Genomic DNA, 16,193 nt, shown 5'->3' with positions numbered 1-16,193 from the left:
CAAACCTCTGATAGGTGCGATGACCGGCTCATGGAGGACGATATGCGTCTGCAGCACATCCTTATCCCGGCGGCGCTCTGCTCGCTGGTTGCGGCTTCCGCCTATTCCGAAGAGACCGACCACTACCGGCTGGAGAAGTCGGCCAACGGCTATGTCCGCATGGACACAAGGACCGGCGCCATGTCGATCTGCGAGGAGCGCACCGGTCAGCTCGTCTGCAAGATGGCCGCCGACGAGCGTGCCGCCTACCAGGACGAGATCGACCGCCTGGACAATTCGGTCAAGGCGCTCGACGCGCGCGTCGCCAAGCTCGAGAACTCGCTCTCCGCGCGGTTGGAATCGCAATTGCCCAGCCAAGAGGATTTCAACAAGACCATGGGCTACATGCAGCAGTTCTTCCGGACCTTCAAGGACATCGTCAAGGACATGGACAAGGAAGACGGTGACGGCGGCAAGCTGAACCAGAAGACCTGAACCGGCGCGCTGTTCCAGGAACAGTGCGCAGCGGTTTTCCGTCTGGAATTGCGCAGAACGAGAGCTGAACCGCTGGGGAAAACTCCACGCGCGGCCTTTGCCGCTTGAAAACGCACCGCGCCGCCGCATAATCATTCTGGTCCCAGCAAGAAGCACGAAAATGATGATGGGATTGGGGGAGGACTATTTGCCGTCGGGCCACACCTTCGTCATTGCCGACGACCATCCGCTTTTTCGCGGCGCGCTGAAAGAGGCGCTGGCCGGCATCGGCAACGTCGCCGCCATCCATGAGGCCGGGGATTTCGAAAGCGCCAAGGCGCTGGTGCTCGCCAATGAGGACGTCGACATGGTGTTGCTCGACCTGTCGATGCCGGGCGCCAGCGGCCTCTCTGGCCTGATTGCGCTGCGCGGCATCCATCCGGCGGTGCCGCTGGTGGTGGTGTCGGCGCATGACGATCCGGTCACCATCCGCCGCGCGCTCGATCTCGGCGCTTCCGGCTTCATCTCCAAATCGGCCAGCATGGAAGAAATCCGCGCCGCCGTGCAGGCAGTGCTTGCCGGCGATATCGCTGCGCCGGCCGGCATCGAGCTCGGCATCGAGCGCGATCCGGAAATCTCCGACCTGATCAAGCGCTTGCAGGCTCTGACGCCGCAGCAGACGCGTGTGCTCGGCATGCTGGCGGAGGGCCTGCTCAACAAGCAGATCGCCTATGAGCTCGGCGTTTCCGAGGCCACCATCAAGGCACATGTCTCGGCCATCCTGCAGAAGCTCGGCGTCGACAGCCGCACCCAGGCGGTCATCCAGCTGTCGAAGATCGGTGGCGATCCGCTGCAGCCGGTCGGCTGATCACTCCGCCGCTGGCGCCAGCGGTCTGACGCGCGCCATCATCGAGCGCAGCACGGCCGGCTTCAGCGGCTTGTTGATAACCGGAATGTCGAGCCGGCCGGCGGCCGCGAGCACCTCGCTGGAGCGGTCGGCGGTGACGAGCACGCAGGCAAGGTCCTGCCCGTAGGCGGCGCGCAGCGTGGCGATGGCGTCGAGCCCGGTGCCGCCGTCGAGATGGTAGTCGGCCAGCACGAGGTCCGGCTTCGGCGCGCCGGGCTTGAGGAGATCGCCTGGCCCCGACGCCGTCTCGACATGGCAGCCCCAGCCTTCGAGCAGCAGCCGCATGCCGTCTAGGATGCGCGCATCATTGTCGATGCAAAGCACATTGAGCCCGGCAAGCGTCGAGGCGGAGCGGGCCGGCGCCTTGCCGATCTCACGCGGCGGCGCCGCGACCTCCGCGACCGGCAGGATGACGGAAAAGCGCGTGCCCTTGCCGGGGTCGGAGAAGATGCGGATTTCGAGCCTCAGCACCCGGGCGATGCGGTCGACGATGGAGAGCCCCAGGCCAAGCCCTTCGGCCTCGCGCACGCCCTCCTCGAGACGCGTGAACTCGTGGAAGACGGTGTTGAGCTTGTCACCGGCAATGCCGATGCCGGTGTCGATCACCTGGATCTCCGCCAGCTCGCCGCGCCGCCGCACGCCGACCAGGATGCGGCCCTCGCGCGTGTATTTGATGGCGTTCGACACCAGGTTCTGGATCAGCCGGCGCAACAAATTGCGGTCGGTCATGACGCCAAGCGAGGACGGGATGATTTTCAGATCAAGCTTCTTTTCGGCGGCGAGTGGTCGGAAATCGTTGCCGATCTGGCCGAGCAGCCCGCCGAGGCTGAAAGCGGTGTTTTCGGGCTTCATGGCGCCGGCGTCGAGCCGCGATATATCGAGCACGGCACCGAGGATGGTCTCGACCGATTCCAGCGAGGACTCGATGTTCGTCGCGGCCTTGCCGGCCGGTCCCTTGCCTGCCTTCTCGATCAGCGACGAGCAATAAAGCCGGGCGGCGTTCAGCGGTTGCAGGATGTCGTGGCCGGCGGCGGCGAGGAAGCGCGTTTTGCCGAGATTGGCTTCCTCGGCCAGCATCTGCGCCTGCGCCAGCTCCTCGTTCACGCGGGTGAGCTCGATGGTGCGGGTCTTGACCCGCTGCTCCAGCGATTCATTGGCCCGCTTCAGTGCCAAATCCTGTTCGACGCGGCCGGAAATATCGGCATAGGTGGCGACGATGCCGCCGTCGGGCATCGGGTTGGAGCGCAGTTCCAGGATGCGGCTGCTGGTCTTCAGCTCCATCTGCCACGGGCCGGCGAAACTGGTCAGCCGGTTGAGCATCGCCACGCGCTGGTCGGCGGGAATGTCACCGCGCTCGGTCAGATGATGAAGGATCCTGTCGAGCGAGACGCCGACCTGGCCCATCTCGTCCGGCAGATCGAACAGCAGCCGGTATTGCCGGTTCCAGCAGATCAGGCGGAAATCGCGGTCGAAGACGGTGATGCCTTGCTCCATCTGGTCGAGCGCGATCTGTAAGAGGTCGCGATTGTGCTGCAGCGCCTCGGTGGCGTCGTCGAGCAGCTTGAAGGCATCCTTGGAATCGCGGTCGTTGCGGCGGAAGAGCAGCGACAGGATCAGCCGCGCCGAGGACGAGCCGACGGCGCTCGCCAGCAGTTGCTCCGAGAAGCGGATGACATCCATGCTGGCCTGTTCGGTACCGTGCAGCGAGACTTTCGCGTCCCTCTCGAAGGATTGGAACGAACGCTCCGTGCGCTCGACGCCGAGATAGCGCGAAATCGTATCCTTCAGGTCGTTGACGGTGACGGCGGTGCGGAAGCGGCGCAGGCTGGGCATCGGGCCGGCCTCGCGCGGCACGAAGATCGCCGCCTGGATGCGCTCCAGCGGCACGGACGCGCGGGAGAGAGAGCCCAGCACGAAGAACAGCGCGTTGACCGAGAGGCTCCACAGCACGCCGTGATTCAGCGGCTCGCCTACGGTGCCGAACAGCGCCTGCGGCTTCAGCGCCTCGAAGCCGAACAGGCCGTGGACGACGATGTCGGTAGAGGGGCCGACGAGTGAAGGGAGCAACAGCGTGTAGCCCCAGACGGCGATGCCGGCGACCATGCCCAGCGCGGCCCCCCGGCCATTGGCGCGGCGCCAGATCAGCCCGCCGATCAGCGCTGGCGCGAATTGCGCGATCGCGGCGAACGACATCAGGCCGATCGAGGACAGGCGCGCGCTATTTGTGCTCTCGCGGTAATAGAGGAAGGCGATGAACAGCATGACGAAGATCGAGGCGCGGCGCACATTGAGGATCAGCGTCGACCAGTCCTCGTTCTCCGAGGAACTGGTCTTGAGCACGCGGCGTACGAACAGCGGGATGACGAGATCGTTGGAGATCATGATCGACAGCGCGACGCTCTCGACGATCACCATGGCGGTCGCCGCCGACAGGCCGCCGACGAAGGCGGCCATCGCCAGCAGGTCATGCCCGCTGAGCAGCGGCAGCGACAAAACATAGAGGTCGCTGCTGGTCTTGGCGCCGACCAGCGACAGACCGGCAAAGGCGATCGGCAGCACGAAGAGGTTGATCGCCACGAGGTAGAGCGGGAACACCCAGGTCGCCGTGCGCAACTCCGCCTCGCTGCGGTTCTCGACGATGGTGACGTAGAACTGACGCGGCAGCATCAGCACGGCAAAGCCGCTCAAGGTCGTCAGCACCAGCCATGTGGCTAGAGAGGTATTGTAGCCCATCGCCTTGCGCACCTGGCCGTTGCCAGAGAGCGCCGTCATCATGTCGCCTGGGCCGCCGAAGATGAGAAAAGTCACCATCAGGCCGATGGCGATGAATGCGGCGAGCTTGACCACGGTCTCGACCGCCACCGCCAGAACCAGCCCGTCCTGGTGTTCCGTGGCGTCGGCATGGCGGGTGCCGAACAGCACCGCGAACAGCGCCAGCAACATCGCCACCACCAGCGAGATATCGCTGACGAACGGATCGAAAGAGGGCGGCGAGCCGGTATAGTGCTCGACCATCAGGCTGACGGAGCCCGAGATCGCCTTGAGCTGCAGCGCGATATAAGGCACGGCGCCGATGGTTGCGATCAGCGTCGCGATAGCCGCGACGGTGAAGCTCTTGCCGTAACGGGCGCCGAGGAAGTCGGCGATCGAGGTGATCTTCTCGCTTTTCGCCAGCCGGATCATGCGGTTGAGCAGCGGGAAGCCGAACACGAAGACCAGCACCGGGCCGGTATAGATGCCGAGGAATTCGAGGCCACGCTCGGAGGACAGGCCGACCGAGCCGAAGAAGGTCCAGGAGGTGCAGTAGATGGCGAGGCTGAGCGCATAGATGAAGGGCCGCGCTCGTCCGAGCCCGGCTGCCACCGAGCGCCGGTCGCCGACGCTGGCGATGGCGAAAAGCAGCGTCACGTAGGCGATCGCGATGATGACCACGAACCAACCCTGCACGGTCCGCTCTTCCTCCCTGGAGCATGATGCCGAAAAGTGTGAAGCGGTTTTCGGACGACATCATGCTCTATTTTTGTTTTAGAGCCGGTCTCCGACCCAGCTCAGCAAGACGCAATCACAGCTTGGGACCTAAGTCCATCGCGGCTTTCGGTGCATATGTGCTTGATGAGTTTATGGAAACACAAACCGGTGCTTTCGCCTTTTTTCCGGTTTTGCAACTGGGGGTTTTTGTTATGGTGGACGCGGGCCGGCGCCGAAGGACACTGGTGAGGCGGCAGTACGGTCCGTCATGCAAGGAGGGTCGAATGCTGAAAGAATTCCAGGAATTCATCTCCAAAGGCAATGTCATGGATTTGGCCGTCGGTGTCATCATCGGCGCTGCCTTCGGCAAGATCGTCGATTCGTTGGTCAACGACATCATCATGCCGATCGTCGGCGCAATTTTCGGCGGACTGGACTTCAACAATTACTTCTTAGGGCTGTCCCCGAACGTCCATTCGGCCACGCTGGCCGATGCCAAGAAAGAAGGCGCCGTCTTCGCCTATGGCTCCTTCATCACCGTGGTGCTGAACTTCCTGATCCTGGCCTTCATCATCTTCCTGATGGTCAAGGCGGTGAACAATCTGCGCAAGCGACTGGAACGGGAAAAGCCTGCCGCTCCCGCGGCCCCGCCGCCGGCCGACGTGCAACTCCTGACGGAAATCCGCGACCTGCTCGCCAGGAGATGACGCAGAGGGGTGCTCTGGACCAAAACCCCGGCCGCCTGCGGCCGGGGTTTTCCGTTTGGCGATCTGATAAGAGCGCTCACGACAGGAATACGGATTTTGCCATGACCCTCATCGAGACCTTGCGCGCGGAAGCCCGCGCTGCGCCCGAAAGCGGCATCGTCGCCGTCATCAATCATGGCCGCCTGCGCGAAAGCCTGATCCCGCTCTGGGCCGGCGAGGGCGACCTGCCGACGCCTTCCTTCATCAGCGATGCCGCCGCCAAGGGGCTGGCCGACGGCGAGACGTTCTACACCTGGCAGAAGGGCATTCCCGCGCTCAGGCAGGCGCTCGCCCGCTACTACGCCAGGCATTTCGGCGCGACCTTCGCCGAGGAGGAGTTCATCGTGACCGGATCCGGCATGCATGCCATCCAGCTGGCCATCGACGCGATCGCCGGCAGCGGCGACGAGGTGATCTACCTCTCGCCCGCTTGGCCGAACTTCGCCGCGGCCGCCGGTGTGGCGGGCGCCGTGCCGGTGCCGATCACCCTCGACCAATCCGGCAATGGCTGGTCCTGCGACGTCGACAAGATCGCTTCGGCGATCACGCCGCGCACGAAGCTGCTGTTCATCAACACGCCGTCCAACCCGACCGGCTGGACGGCCGACAAGGAGACGCTCCAGGCGATCCTCGATCTCGCCCGCCAGAAGGGCCTGTGGATCGTCGCCGACGAGATCTATTCGCTGTTCCACTACGGCCATGGCCGTGCGCCGTCCTTCCTCGACGTCGCCACGCCGGAGGACCGCATCCTTTTCGTCAACAGCTTCTCCAAGAACTGGGCGATGACCGGCTGGCGCGTCGGCTGGATCAAGACCCATCCCGCCTTGCAGCAGGTGTTCGAGAACCTGATCCAGTACTCGACCTCCGGCGTCGCGCAGTTCATGCAGCGCGGCGCGGTCGCCGCCCTCGACGAGGGGGACGGCTTCATCGCCGAACAGGTGGAGCGCGCGCATGCCGCCCGCGACCTCGTCTGCGGCATCCTCGGCGAAACCGGCAAGGCGCGGTTCACCGTGCCGCAGGGGGCATTCTACCTGTTCTTCAGGGTCGACGGCCTCACCGATGCCCGAAAAGCCGCCTTCGACATCGTCGACAACGCCAATGTCGGCCTCGCGCCCGGCACCGCCTTCGGTCCCGGCGGCGAAGCCTTCCTCAGACTATGCTTCCACCGCCGCCTCGATCAGCTCGAGGAAGCGGCGCATCGTTTGGCGAAATGGATGAAGACGGTGTGAGACCGCAATCGGGCGGGAAGTGTTCGTTTCCGAACGTTTCCGCCGCTACGTTCTTAGGCAGACGTAACGTCAGCCGCCCGACTTCGGCACCAGCAGCGGAATGATCCGGTCTGTCTTGGCGACGGCGGGGCGGCCGGAGCTGGCATAAGGAATGCCCAGCGCATCCCAGGTCTCGACCAGCGCGTCCTGCAATTCAGCGATCAGCGCGTCCGAATGGAACGGCGTGGGCGTGATGCGCAGCCGCTCGGTGCCGCGCGGCACCGTCGGGTAGTTGATCGGCTGGATGTAGATGCCGTGCACGCCGAGCAGCCGGTCGCTCGCCATCTTGCAGAGCTCAGGATCGCCGACCAGCACCGGCACGATATGGGTTGCCGATTCCATCACCGGCAGCCCGGCCGCGGCAAGAACCTGCTTGGTCCTGGCTGCCTGGCGCTGCTGCGCGTCGCGCTCGGCCTGCGAGCGCTTGAGATGGCGGATGGAGACGGTGGTGGCGGCGGCGATCGCCGGCGGCAGCGCGGTGGTGAAGATGAAGCCCGGCGCATAGGAGCGTACCGCGTCGATTACGGCGCTTGTTCCGGTGATGTAGCCGCCCAGCGTGCCGAAGGCCTTGGCCAGCGTGCCCTGGATGATGTCGATGCGGTCGGCCAGGCCTTCGCGCTCGGTGATGCCGCCGCCGCGCGGCCCGTACATGCCCACCGCATGGACCTCATCGATATAGGTCATGGCGTTGTAGCGTTCGGCGAGCTCGACGATCTCTTTGATCGGCGCGATGTCGCCATCCATCGAATAGACGCTTTCGAAGACGATCAGCTTGGCACGCTCACGGCCGGCCGCCTGCAAGAGGCTTTCCAGATGCGCGACGTCGTTGTGGCGGAAGATCTTCTTCTCCGCGCCCGAACGCCGCACGCCTTCGATCATCGAGGCATGGTTGAGCTCGTCCGAGATGATCAGGCAGTTGGGCAAAAGCCTGGCAATGGTCGAGATCGAGGCTTCGTTGGAGACGAAGCCGGAGGTGAAGACAAGGGCTGCTTCCTTGTCATGCAGGCCGGCGAGCTCATGCTCAAGCTCGACCAGCGGGTTGGACGTGCCGGAAATGTTGCGGGTGCCGCCGGCGCCCGAGCCCATCTTGCCGGCTGCTGCCTGGAAGGCGGCAATCACATCCTCGTTCTGGCCCATGCCGAGATAGTCGTTGGAGCACCATACAGTGATTTCCTGGGCGCGGCCGTTGGAACGCCAGATGGCGCGCGGGAACTTGCCCACCATGCGCTCGAGGTCGGCGAAGACGCGGTAGCGACGCTCGGCGTGGAGCTGGTCGATCGCATCTTCGAAGAACCGCTGGTAATTCATCTCGACTTCCCAATTTTGCGGTGGATCATAGTCACTGCCCCATGCCGCGTCCACCGCGCCCAACCGGTCAAAATGCCACGCCCTTGCCCTGTTCCTAACGACGCCGGATCGTGGCCTATTCCCGGCTGTTTGAAGCAGTTTTGTTTCAGTACGATGCCTCGGGCGGGAGCAACTGTTACGGACTTAACATTATAGGGAGGCCAATGCATATCGCCCAAAAGTGCACAGCGGTTTGGGCGAACGACATACGTATTAACGGGCTTGCGGCGGGGTTTCCAGCACGGTGGCTGTTGAGACAGTTTCCGATAGATCTTGATCAGCGAGGTAGATGATGACGGTTTTGGTGACGGGCGGTGCCGGTTATATCGGCAGCCACATGGTCTGGGAGCTGCTCGACGCCGGCGAGACCGTCGTGGTGCTCGACAGGCTCTCCACCGGCTTCGAATGGGCGGTGGCGCCCGAGGCGAAGCTCGTCCTCGGCGACGTCGCCGACCGTGATCTGGTCGGCCGGATCATCCGCGACAACAATGTCGACGCCATCATCCACTTCGCCGGTTCGATCGTGGTGCCGGAATCGGTCGCCGATCCGCTCGGCTATTATGAGAACAACACCTGCAAGACCCGCACGCTGATCGAAACCGCTGTGCGTGAAGGCGTGCCGCATTTCATCTTCTCCTCCACCGCCGCCGTCTATGGCGGCGCGGGGCTGGAACCGGTACGCGAGGATGCCCGCCTTGCGCCGGAATCGCCTTACGGCCTCTCCAAGCTGATGAGTGAATGGATGCTGCGCGACGCGGGCTTGGCGCACGACATCCGCTATACGGCGCTGCGCTATTTCAACGTCGCCGGCGCCGACCCCAAGGGCCGCACCGGACAGTCGACGCCCGGCGCCACGCATCTGATCAAGGTGGCCTGCGAGACCGCGCTCGGCAAGCGCCCCTTCATGCAGGTCTTCGGCACCGATTATCCGACACCGGACGGCACCTGCATGCGCGATTATATCCATGTCAGCGATCTCGCCGCCGCGCACCGGCTGGCGCTGCAGCGGCTGCGCGCCGGGGGAAAGAGCCTCGTCGCCAATTGCGGCTACAGCCATGGCTATTCCGTGCTCGAGGTGATCGACAGCGTACGCCGCGCCTTCGGCCATGATTTCGATGTGCGCATGGGGGATCGCCGGCCGGGCGACGCCGCCGCCGTGGTCGCCAATTCCGAGCTTGCGCGCATGGAACTCGGCTGGACGCCGCAACGCGACGACCTCGACCTGATCGTCAACGATGCGCTGGCCTGGGAGCGCATTCTGACGACCAAGAATTCCGTTCGAAACTGAGCAATTCCAGGAAAAGTGTGTAGCGGTTTTTCGTCCGGAATTGCGTCAAGACAAAAAGCCCACTCGTTGGGCCAAGGGCTCGTCCGGCGTGCCGAGACGCGCTATGGCATCGTTGAGGGCGTTGTCCAAGCACGATGCCCTGTTGGATCCTGAGGGGATGGCATGAAGGTCCTGGTTCTCGGCGCCGGCGTGGTTGGCACGGCGGCCGCCTATTATTTGGCAAGGGACGGTCACGAGGTGACGGTGATCGAGCGCCATGAAGCGGCCGCGCGCAGCACCAGCCAGTCGAATGCCGGCCTGGTGTCGCCTGGCGACGCCACCGCCTGGGCCTCGCCCGCTGCGCTCAAGACCTTCCTGCGCGCGCTCTGGAACCATGACCTCGGCATCAAGGTCAGATTGCGGCTCGATCCCTATTTCTATGCCTGGAGCCTGCGCTTCCTGCGCGAATGCACGGTGACCCGGCTGCGCGCCAACACCGCCATCAAGCTCAGGCTCGCGCTCCATTCCCGCGCGTGCATCAATCAGCTGTCGGAGGAAACCGGCATCCATTACGACGAGCGCAAAAAGGGCATCCTCTACTTCTTCCGGTCGCAAAAGAGCCTCGACACCGGCGCCGACAATTATCGCTATCTCGGCGAGCACGGCCTGCCGATCGAGATCGTTGGCCGCGAACGCCTGGTCGAGCTGGAGCCAGGGCTTGCCGGCGTGAAGGAAAAGATCGCGGGCGGTATCTATTCGCCAATCGACCAGACCGGCGATTCCAAGCAGTTCACCGACAATCTCGCCGCCTATGCCGCCGAGAAGCTCGGCGTCAAATTCCTGTTCGGCACGACGGTCCAGGGCCTCGACATCGAGGGCGATCGGGTGCGCGCGGCGATGACCTCGGCCGGGCCGGTCACCGGCGATGCCGTCGTCATTTCCATGGGGCCGGAGAGCGGTCTGCTCGGCCGCCGCTACGGCGTCGACCTGCCGGTCTATCCGGTGAAGGGTTACACAGCGACGATTCCCTTGGAGGACGAAAGCAAGGGGCCGACCATGGGCGGCGCCGACGAGGACCGGCTGATCGGCTATTCGAGGCTCGGCAATCGCCTGCGCATGTCCTCGACGGCTGAATTCACCGGCTTTGACCGCAGCTTCAAGCCCAGCGATTTCAGGACCATCCTGGAAACCGGCAAGGATCTTTTCCCGGGAGCCTTCGACGAGAAGAAGGCCGTGCTCTGGGCAGGTCTGCGGCCGATGATGCCGAGTTCGGTGCCTGTCTTCGGTCAGGCGAAATACCGCAATCTCTATCTCGACACCGGCCACGGCCATCTTGGCTGGACCATGGCCTGCGGATCGGGGCAGTTCCTGTCGGACGTCGTCGCCGGCAGAAAGCCGCAGATCGATCCCAAAGGATTGCTGTACGAGACGGCGCGCTGAATGGCTCTGATGCCGATCTGTCAACTAGTGATCGGTCACGTCTGAACAGCCAGCCGCCACGCCCTTGCATAGTCGCCCCAGACCGGATCGGCTGGCGGTCTGCTGTGCTCGCCTCTGCTCACAACGGCCGCGCCGTCGAACGCCAGCAGCGCGGCGCCGATGCTGGTGCCCGTCGAGGTCTCCGACGCAACCACCGGCCTCTCCGTCGCTGCCGCCAGCATGCGGATGAAAAGCGGGTTGCGCGCGAACGGTCCCTCGACCGTCGTCGGCCCGTTGCCGCCGATCAGCTCGAGGCAGGTCGCAGCCATCAACGCCAGATAGAACGAGAGGACGGCGAAGCGCTGGCCGGAGGTTAGGTCGCCAGCGTTCACCCATTGTGCATCGCGATACGGAAATGGTCCGGAGCCCTGTTGGGTGGAAGGCAGCAGCAAGACCTGGCGGGCCAGTACGGTGGCGACATCGGCCTCGCCCCATTCTTGCGGCTGGCCGTCGGTCAGCAGCGAAAATTCGCGTCCCCCCATGAAGCGCGCCGACGGTACCGGATCGCCGAGCGCGTTGACATTGACCAGCGTGTCGCGCGCCGGGTCGAGCTCCATCTTCCTGCCGCCGACGGCCATCGACACCACCCATGTGCCGGTCGAGACGACGGAGAAGGGCGGCCGATCGGACAGCAGATGCGGCAGCAGCGAGGCGTTGGAATCGTGCAGGCCGCAGAACACCGGCGTTTGCGGGTCCAGCCCTGTCCGCCGCGCCAGCTCCGGCAGGATTGGGCCAAGCCGGTCCCTGGCCGGCCGCATCGGCGCCATCAACCGGCGCCAACCCATTCTGTCGACCAGCGAGGAGTAATCGGACATCCAGGGGTTCCACAGGTCGGTGTGGCAGCCGAGCGATGTCACTTCATTGGCGGCAATACCGGTCAGCCGCAGCGCCCAATATTGCGGGTACATCAGCATTGCGGCTGCCTTGGCGAATTCCTCCGGAAAACGCTTCTGCTGCCAGAAGAACTGCGAGCCGAGATTGAGGCCGATCGGCAGCCGCGGCGTGCCGGTTTCGGCGAAGGGCGGACGCACGGCATCGTAGTCGGCCGCAAGCAGGTCGGGTCCATCGAATTCGTAATCGAGCACCGGCAGCACCAGTTCGCCGGCGACATCGACCAAGGCGCCGGTCGCGCCATGCGTGGTGATCGAGATCGCATCGACGCGTCGTTCGCGGTTGAGATCGGCGAGGCTGTCGAGGATGAACGTCCATAGCGCCTCGACGTCGTGATGCGGGTAGGGCGCCTGCCGCACCGGCGCGTTGGCGATACGGCGCAGCGCGATCTCGCTCAGTGTCGCGAGATCGACCAGCGCCACCTTGGCGTTGGTCTTGCCGATATCGATGACGGCGACGATCATGCCATATGGAACATTGTTTCCAGCGGCACCGCCACCGGCTCGTTGTCGGGTTTGGTCTCCATGAGGTCGCCCATATGCGCCCACCAGCGCTGCATCACCGGATGCTGGGGCAGGTCGGCCATGCCGTGATCGCTGCTTCGCCACAGCACGCCGAACAGGATGTTGGTCTCCTCGTCGAGATGGATCGAATAGTCGGAGACGCCGGCCTCTCTCAGAAGCGCGACCAACTCCGGCCAGATCTCGTCATGGCGGCGCTTGTATTCGGCCTTCACGCCGGGATTGAGCTTCATCTTGAAGGCGTATTTCTCCATCAGGCAAAGCGTCCTTCGCGCAGCCGGCGCCAGACGATCGGCAGCGCAATGACGATGATCAGCAGCAGGCCGATGAAGATCGACATGACGATGCCGGGCACGTTGAGCAGACCGAGGCCGAAGGTCACCAGTCCCATGATGAAGGCGGCGAGCACGACGCCGAGGATGCTGCCCGCACCGCCGAGGATCGAGACACCCCCAAGCACGACCATGGTGATGGCTTCGAGCTCATAGCCCTGCGCGATCGAGGGCCGCGTCGAGCCGAGCCGCGAGGTGATCAGCACCGAGGCGATGCCCGACATCAGCCCGGTCAGGCAGAACAGGATGAATTTTATGCGATTGACGCGCACGCCGGAGAACTGGCAGGCGACCGGATTGTTGCCGATGGCGAAGACCTGGCGGCCGAAGCTCGTACGGTGCAGCACGAACCAGTAGATCAAAGCCGCGACGAGGAACAGCGCCAGCTCGAACGAGAAAACCCACCAGACATAACCCTGGCCGAAGAACGCGAAACTCTCCGGATAGCCTTTGTAGGCCTGATCGCCGAGAATGATGAAGGCGATGCCGCGGAATAGGCTCATCGTGCCGATGGTGACGACGATGGACGGCAGACCGAGCCGCGTGACGAGCAGCCCATTGAAAGCGCCGCAGCCAAGCCCGACCACGACGCCGATCGCAACCAGCACCGGCGTTCCGGCGCCGGCCTGCACGGCCATGCCCATCATCGTCGAGGCCAAAGCCACGATCGCCGCGACCGACAGGTCGATCTCGCCCGAAATGATCAGCAGCGCCATCGCAAGCGCGATCAGCCCTTTTTCGGTGAAGTTGAAGGTCAGGTCCGACAGCGACCAAGGATCGAGGAAATAGGGCGAAGCAAAACTGTTCACCGCGAAGATGACGACCGCGATGACGACCAGCAGCGCCTCCCAGGAGAAGATCGCCGAGGAAAGCGGCTTGTCGAGCCGGTCGGGGATGTGGCGCGGGGCAGGGGTGTCGTTCATGCCGCTTCCGCCTTTCTCAGGATGATGCGGCCCTGCCGGCGCTCGCCGCGCGCGTTGAGCACCACGGCCAGGATGATGGCGCTGCCCGAGATCGCCATCTGCCAGAAGGGGGAGATGTTGATGACCGGCAGGGCGTTGGAGATGATGCCGAGGAACAGCGCGCCCAGCACCGCGCCGCCGACGGAGCCGATGCCGCCGGCGATCGAGATACCGCCGATGACGCAGGCGGCGATGATGTTGAGCTCATAGCCATTGGCGACCTCGACCGAGGCGATCACATAGCGCGAGATCCACAGATAGCCGGCGAGCCCGCCGATCATGCCGGAAATGCAAAAGACGATGAATTTTGTGCGGCCGACATCGATGCCGGCATAGACCGAAGCGGTCGGGTTAACGCCGATGGCGTAGATCGAGCGGCCGATCGCGGTCCGCGTCATTACCAGAAAGAACAGCGCGATCACGATGATCGCGATCCAGGACAGCACCGGGATGCCGAGAAAGGCGGCGCGCTGGAAATTGATGAAGTCCGGGCTCATCTGGTCGGCATTGACCCAGGCGCCGCCGGAAACGACGAAGGTGGCGCCGCGATAGATGGTGAGCGTGCCGAGCGTCACCACGATCGAGGGGATGTTCAGCCGCCACACCAGAAAGCCGTTGATGGCGCCCAGCACCAGCCCGACGGCAAGAGCGATGACGATCAGAACCGGAATCGGGATCGCCGGATGCGCGGCGTTGAGCATCGCCACCACCATGCCGGTGAAGCAGAGATTGGATGCCATCGAGAGATCGATCGAGCGCGTCAGGATCACCGCCATCTGTCCCAGCGCCAGGATCATCAGGATCGACGTGTCGTTGAACACCTGCCGCAGATTCGCCGGATCGGCGAAGCCGGGGAAGCGCGTCGAGATCAGTCCGATCAGCACGACGATGCCGGCGAGCAGCCAGATCTCGCGGTATTTGAGGAAGTTCTTCATGCCGCGATCCCCGCTGCCGTCCGAACCAGCGTCTCGGCATCCAAGCCCTTGTTGTCGTAGGTGGCCGCGACGCGGCCTTCGCGCATGACCACCACGCGGTCGGACATGCCGAGGATCTCGGGCAGTTCCGACGACACCATGATCACCGAAAGCCCCTGCGCGACCAGCTCGGCCATGAAGCCATGCACGGCGGCCTTGGAGCCGATGTCGATGCCTTTGGTCGGCTCATCGAGGATGATCACCTTCGGTGTCGTCGCCAGCCACTTGGCGATGACCACCTTCTGCTGGTTGCCGCCGGACAGCGTGCCGACGTCCTGGCTGAGCGATGAGGCCCGCAGGTCAAGCCGCTCGGTATAGGAGCGGGCGAGCGAGAATTCTTCCGCCAGCCTCAGCACGCCTGATTTCGAGGTGCGCTTGAGCGATGGCAGCGACACGTTCTGGAAGATCGGCAGGCCGATCACCACGCCCTGATTGCCACGCTCTTCCGGCACATAGACGATGCCGGCTTCGATCGAATCCGCCGCCGATTTCGGCGCGATGGTCCGGCCGTCCAGCGAAATCGCGCCTCGACCGATGCGGGTGATTCCGGCGATCGCCTGCATCACCTCGCTGCGACCGGCGCCGACCAAGCCGTAGAAGCCGAGAATCTCGCCCTTGCGCAATTCGAAGCCGATGTCGTCGAATTCGGTCGGATGCGACAGGCCGGAGACCGACAGCACCGGCGCGCCGATCTTCGGCTCGCGCTGCGGGAAGATATGGTCGACGTTGCGGCCGACCATCATGCGCACGATCTCGTTCTGGCCGGTGTCCTTGAGCAGGCCTTCGCCGACCATCTCGCCGTCGCGGAAGACGGTGTAGCGGTCGGCGATGCGGTAGATCTCGTCGAACTTGTGGCTGATGAAGAGCACCGCCTTGCCTTCGCTCTTCAGGAATTCGATCAGCAGGAAAAGCTCCTCGATCTCCTTCATCGACAGTGCCGCGGTCGGCTCGTCCATGATGACGATGCGCGCATCGATCGACATGGCTCGGGCGACGGCGACGAGATGCTTGTTGGCGATGCCAAGGTCCTTCAGCCGCGCGTCGGCGTCGATATGGCCGGCGCGCATCGTCTCCAGCACCTCGCGCGCGTTCCTGCGCATCGTGCGCCAGTCGATGGTGCCGAAGCGGGTGCGCGGCGCATGGCCGAGGAAGATGTTTTCGGCGACCGAGAGGTCGTCGAACAGCACGGTTTCCTGATGGATGGCGGTGATGCCGTGGCCGAAGGCGGCGTGCGCGCTGGGCAGCGTCGTCGCCTGGCCGTCGATGCCGATTTCGCCGGAATCGGGCTGGTAGATGCCGGTCATGATCTTGACCAGCGTCGACTTGCCGGCGCCGTTCTCGCCGATCAGCGCCGTCACCTGCCCGGAGTAGAGCGACAGGCTGACATTGTGCAGGGCGCGCACGCCCGGGAAACTTTTGGAAATGCCGGAGAGCGTCAGTCGAGGGGCGGCGCTTTGGGACGGGCCTGAAGGCTCGGGCCGCTCCGTCTCCATTTTGCGCTGGGCTGTCGTGTCCATATCCGTATCAGGCCCTGAAAGAAGGTCCGCTTGAAGATGCGGCGGGACAAATGTCCCGCCG

The 16,193-nt window shown here is 64.1% G+C and carries 13 protein-coding genes; 6 read left to right on the top strand and 7 right to left on the bottom strand.

The genetic code is table 11. The features are described from left to right. Positions 1-42 precede the first annotated feature (42 nt). Positions 43-474 carry a hypothetical protein gene (locus tag FJW06_RS05080; RefSeq protein WP_140748950.1) on the top strand — a complete coding sequence of 144 codons (432 nt, stop codon included), beginning with the start codon at positions 43-45 and terminating at the stop codon, positions 472-474. A gap of 187 nt (positions 475-661) precedes the next feature. After that, positions 662-1,321, top strand: a complete 660-nt coding sequence (locus FJW06_RS05075; protein WP_140749806.1) for a response regulator transcription factor — start codon at positions 662-664, stop codon at positions 1,319-1,321. On the opposite strand, the gene FJW06_RS05070 is transcribed toward FJW06_RS05075, so the two are convergent. Next, complete coding sequence (locus tag FJW06_RS05070; RefSeq protein ID WP_140748947.1) at positions 1,322-4,807, bottom strand: PAS-domain containing protein; 3,486 nt, start codon at positions 4,805-4,807, stop codon at positions 1,322-1,324. It abuts the gene before it with no gap. A gap of 305 nt (positions 4,808-5,112) precedes the next feature. Between FJW06_RS05070 and mscL the strand changes: the two genes are divergently transcribed. Both mscL and FJW06_RS05060 read left to right on the top strand, forming a co-directional pair. Continuing rightward, the gene (gene mscL, locus FJW06_RS05065; protein WP_140749803.1) at positions 5,113-5,535 is read left to right on the top strand and encodes a large conductance mechanosensitive channel protein MscL; all 423 of its coding nucleotides are present in this window, start codon (positions 5,113-5,115) and stop codon (positions 5,533-5,535) included. Positions 5,536-5,636: 101 nt separating this feature from the next. Beyond that, positions 5,637-6,803, top strand: coding sequence for a pyridoxal phosphate-dependent aminotransferase (locus FJW06_RS05060; RefSeq protein ID WP_140748944.1), 1,167 nt, complete (start codon positions 5,637-5,639; stop codon positions 6,801-6,803). Positions 6,804-6,872: 69 nt separating this feature from the next. On the opposite strand, the gene hemA is transcribed toward FJW06_RS05060, so the two are convergent. After that, the gene (gene hemA, locus FJW06_RS05055) at positions 6,873-8,150 is read right to left on the bottom strand and encodes a 5-aminolevulinate synthase (protein ID WP_140748941.1); all 1,278 of its coding nucleotides are present in this window, start codon (positions 8,148-8,150) and stop codon (positions 6,873-6,875) included. Positions 8,151-8,481: 331 nt separating this feature from the next. On the opposite strand from hemA, the gene galE reads away from it, so the two are divergent. After that, complete coding sequence (galE, locus tag FJW06_RS05050) at positions 8,482-9,477, top strand: UDP-glucose 4-epimerase GalE (protein WP_140749800.1); 996 nt, start codon at positions 8,482-8,484, stop codon at positions 9,475-9,477. Positions 9,478-9,639: 162 nt separating this feature from the next. Further along, positions 9,640-10,896, top strand: coding sequence for a D-amino acid dehydrogenase (locus FJW06_RS05045; RefSeq protein ID WP_140748938.1), 1,257 nt, complete (start codon positions 9,640-9,642; stop codon positions 10,894-10,896). A 35-nt stretch (positions 10,897-10,931) separates the two neighbouring features. Here FJW06_RS05045 and FJW06_RS05040 read toward each other — a convergent pair whose 3' ends face one another. From FJW06_RS05040 to FJW06_RS05020, 5 genes are read right to left on the bottom strand one after another with little or no spacing between them, the layout of a single operon-like run. After that, entirely contained in the window at positions 10,932-12,290 is a 1,359-nt protein-coding gene (locus tag FJW06_RS05040; RefSeq protein WP_140748935.1) for an FGGY-family carbohydrate kinase, read from the bottom strand. After that, a complete protein-coding gene (gene rhaM / locus FJW06_RS05035) occupies positions 12,287-12,601 on the bottom strand; it encodes an L-rhamnose mutarotase (protein WP_181178151.1) in 315 nt (104 codons plus the stop codon). The genes FJW06_RS05040 and rhaM overlap by 4 nt, the downstream gene beginning before the upstream one ends. Next, positions 12,601-13,602 (bottom strand): ABC transporter permease, encoded by a 1,002-nt coding sequence (locus FJW06_RS05030; protein WP_140748929.1) that lies wholly within the window; start codon positions 13,600-13,602, stop codon positions 12,601-12,603. Before FJW06_RS05030 ends, rhaM begins: the two co-directional genes overlap by 1 nt. Continuing rightward, entirely contained in the window at positions 13,599-14,576 is a 978-nt protein-coding gene (locus tag FJW06_RS05025) for an ABC transporter permease (protein ID WP_140748926.1), read from the bottom strand. Before FJW06_RS05025 ends, FJW06_RS05030 begins: the two co-directional genes overlap by 4 nt. Next, on the bottom strand, positions 14,573-16,108 hold the full coding sequence (locus tag FJW06_RS05020) for a sugar ABC transporter ATP-binding protein (protein WP_181178165.1): 1,536 nt from the start codon (positions 16,106-16,108) through the stop codon (positions 14,573-14,575). The genes FJW06_RS05025 and FJW06_RS05020 overlap by 4 nt, the downstream gene beginning before the upstream one ends. Between the last annotated feature and the right edge of the window lie 85 nt (positions 16,109-16,193).

Source organism: Mesorhizobium sp. B4-1-3 (assembly GCF_006439355.1).
In the GTDB taxonomy this organism is placed as follows: domain Bacteria; phylum Pseudomonadota; class Alphaproteobacteria; order Rhizobiales; family Rhizobiaceae; genus Mesorhizobium.
This window is presented reverse-complemented; position numbering and strand designations above follow the sequence as displayed.